Below are 3,296 nucleotides of genomic sequence, written 5' to 3'. Positions count from 1 at the left end.
GAGACGTCGCGGCCCGTCGCGGCCTTGGCCGCCTCCAGGCGCTCCACCGTGGGGGCGAAGGCCGTGGGGGTGTTGACGCCCTTGCCGAAGCAGAAATTGTAGTCGGCGTACTTCGCCGTGAAGTCCATGCCGGCGCTGGACTGTCCGGCGCAGATGATCTTCATGTCCGCCTGCGGGCGCGGGCTGAGGCGACAATCCTCCATCTGGAAGAACTCGCCCTTGCGATCGCAAGTCCCCGTCTCCCACAGGTCGCGCAGCACCTGCGCGTATTCCGACAGGTATTCGTACCGGCGGGAAAAGTATTCGTCCCCGGGCCACAGGCCCATCTGCGAATATTCCGGCCGCTGCCAGCCGGTGACGAGGTTGAGGCCGAAGCGCCCGTTCGAGATCGAGTCGATGGTCGCGGCCATCCGCGCCGTGATGGCGGGGGGCATGCACAGGGTCGCAGCCGTGGCGAACAGCTTGATCCGGCTGGTGACGGCCGCCAAGCCCGCCATCAGCGTGAAGGATTCGAGGTTGTGGTCCCAGAACTCGGTCTTGCCGCCGAAGCCCCGCAGCTTGATCATCGAGAGGGCGAAGTCGAGTCCGTAGCCCTCGGCCTTGAGCACCACCTGCTTGTTCAGCTCGAAGCTCGGCATGTATTGCGGCGCGTTCTCCGACAGGAGCCAGCCGTTGTTTCCGATCGGGATGAAGACGCCGACATTCATGGCAACCTCGCGCACGGGAACGAAACCTGGACAAAGGCAGGTTCTCAGCCGGACGGACCGGCCTCGGACAGGCCGAACCGACCTTACCTCCATGAGTGGAAAGCATTCGGACCAAATGGTCAAACTATCAGTTCGAAATTTTGACCGTTTGCATAAACTCTCTCCGGTTTGCCCGTCCGTTGGGCGCCCGCTGCCCGGACCGGCGGCGGACAATCGGGCCTCGGCGCCATCCGGCCTCAGCGCAGGCCGAGGCCGGCCAGGATCAGCCCTTGCGTGCTGGCGACGGTGCGCTCGAAGAAGTCCGGATCGTCGAGGCCGCATCCGCTGACGGCGTCCACCTGCACGGCGAAATCCGCGTAATGCTGGGTGATGGCCCAGATCGAGAAGATGAGGTGATGGGGATCGTGAGCGCCGATCCGGCCTTGTGCGATCCAGCCCCGGATGATCGCCGCCTTGGCTTCGACGAGGGCCCGCAGGGGGCCTTCGAGCTCCGGGCGCAGCAGCGGCGCGCCCTGGACGATCTCGAGGCAGAACAGCCGCGAGGCCTGGGGGGCGTCGCGCGACAGGGTGAGCTTGGCGCGGATGTAGCCCCGGAAGGCCTCGGCCGGCTCGCTGTCGGCGTCGAGCGCCTGGAGCGGATCGAGCCAGACCGCGAGCACCCGGCGCAGGACCGCGACGTAGAGCGCCTCCTTGGAGGGGAAGTAATAGAGCAGGTTGGTCTTCGAGAGCCCTGCCCGCTCCGCGATCCCCTCGACGCTGGCCCCGTGCAGCCCGAGGCTCGAGAAGAGGCTGAGCCCCGCATCGAGGATGGCTTCCCGCCGCGCCGCCCCGTCCTTGCGGCGGCGGCGGGCGGGTGGGGCATCGGCGGCGTCCGTGCGGATCTCTCTCATGGAGCCCATTGAACCGCCGAACGGCGCCCCTTGGCCACCCCTCGCCCCGACAATGGCGGTGCATCGCGCCCCAAGGCGGACGGGGGCGTGCCGGCGGATGGGGGCTGGCCGGGGACATGGGGGACGCGCGCCCCGGAGCGCTTGCGCTCGCTCCCCAGGGATGCATCCATGCGCGCCGCGTCGCCGACGCGAGGCCCTGCCGCGCACGGTCCTTGCCTTCGGTCCTTGCCGTCCCCGGGCCCGACACGTCCGCGCCCAACCCCGAGGTTCCCCCGTGCTCCTGACCCCACGCGAAAAGGACAAGCTCCTCCTCGCCATGGCCGCGCAGGTGGCCCGCAACCGGCTCGCCCGCGGGGTGAAGCTGAACTACCCGGAGGCGGTGGCGCTGATCAGCGACTTCGTGGTGGAGGGGGCGCGGGACGGGCGCTCGGTCTCGGAGCTGATGCAGGCGGGCGGGCACGTGCTCACCGCCGAGCAGTGCATGGACGGCATCCCCGAGATGATCCACGACATCCAGGTCGAGGCGACGTTTCCCGACGGCACCAAGCTCGTCACCGTGCACCACCCGATCCGGGGCGCGGCCTCGGCGGAGGTGCCCGGCACCGTGACCACGCTGCCCGGCGAGATCGTCTTCAACGAAGGCGCGCCCCGCACCCTGCTGAGCGTGTCCAACGTCGGCGACCGCCCGATCCAGGTCGGCTCGCACTACCACTTCTACGAGGTCAATCCCGGCCTGACCTTCGAGCGCGAGAAGGCCCGGGGCCAGCGCCTCGACATCGCCCCCGGCACGGCGGTGCGCTTCGAGCCGGGCGTGACCCGCGAGGTGGTGCTGGTGCCGCTGGGCGGAGGCCGCACCGTCTACGGGTTCCGCGGCGACGTGATGGGAGCGCTCTGAGACCATGGCCAACATGCCCCCCCGCGCCGCCCTCCCCCGGGCCGCCTATGCCGACATGTTCGGGCCGACCACCGGCGACCGCATCCGGCTCGCCGACACGTCCCTCGTCATCGAGGTAGAGCGCGACCACACCACCTACGGCGAGGAGGTGAAGTTCGGCGGCGGCAAGGTCATCCGCGACGGCATGGGGCAGTCCCAGGTCACCAACCAGGACGGCGCGGTCGACACCGTCATCACCAACGCGGTGGTCCTCGACCACTGGGGCGTGGTGAAGTGCGATGTCGGCCTCGTGAAGGGCCGGATTGCCAAACTCGGCAAGGCCGGCAATCCGGACATCCAGCCGGGCGTCGACATCGTGGTCGGGCCCGGCACGGAAGTGATCGCGGGCGAGGGCAAGATCCTCACGGCCGGCGGCTTCGACAGCCACATCCACTACATCTGCCCGCAGCAGATCGACGAGGCCCTGTGCTCGGGCATCACCACCATGCTGGGCGGCGGCACCGGCCCGGCCCACGGCACCTTCGCCACCACCTGCACCCCCGGCCCCTGGCATCTGGCCCGGATGATCGAGGCGGCGGAAGCGTTCCCGATGAATCTCGCCTTTGCCGGCAAGGGCAACGCCGCGCGGCCCGAGAGCCTCGTGGAGATGATCCGCGCCGGGGCCTGCGCCCTCAAGCTGCACGAGGATTGGGGCACCACCCCGGCCGCGATCGACACCTGCCTCACCGTGGCCGACCTCCACGACGTGCAGGTGATGATCCACTCCGACACCCTCAACGAATCCGGCTTCGTCGAGGACACGAT

Annotated in this window: 4 protein-coding genes; 2 read left to right on the top strand and 2 right to left on the bottom strand. The window is 69.1% G+C overall.

From position 1 onward, the window contains the following. Both K2X24_RS02315 and rutR read right to left on the bottom strand, forming a co-directional pair. Positions 1 to 707, bottom strand: a 707-nt coding sequence (locus K2X24_RS02315; protein ID WP_292494254.1) for an LLM class flavin-dependent oxidoreductase, incomplete at its 3' end; no start/stop codon positions are given. 236 nt (positions 708 to 943) lie between these two features. Further along, the gene (gene rutR / locus K2X24_RS02310) at positions 944 to 1,597 is read right to left on the bottom strand and encodes an HTH-type transcriptional regulator RutR (protein WP_292494253.1); all 654 of its coding nucleotides are present in this window, start codon (positions 1,595 to 1,597) and stop codon (positions 944 to 946) included. Between the two features lie 274 nt (positions 1,598 to 1,871). Here rutR and K2X24_RS02305 point away from each other — a divergent pair, with 274 nt between their 5' ends. Next, positions 1,872 to 2,492 (top strand): urease subunit gamma, encoded by a 621-nt coding sequence (locus K2X24_RS02305; protein ID WP_238279695.1) that lies wholly within the window; start codon positions 1,872 to 1,874, stop codon positions 2,490 to 2,492. A gap of 4 nt (positions 2,493 to 2,496) precedes the next feature. Then, on the top strand, positions 2,497 to 3,296 hold an 800-nt coding region (locus K2X24_RS02300; protein ID WP_292494250.1), incomplete at its 3' end, for an urease subunit alpha.

The sequence above is a fragment of the Methylobacterium sp. genome (assembly GCF_019750675.1).
In the GTDB taxonomy this organism is placed as follows: Bacteria; Pseudomonadota; Alphaproteobacteria; order Rhizobiales; family Beijerinckiaceae; genus Methylobacterium.
The sequence above is the reverse complement of the archived record's forward strand: the minus strand, read 5'-3'. Positions and strand labels throughout refer to the sequence as shown.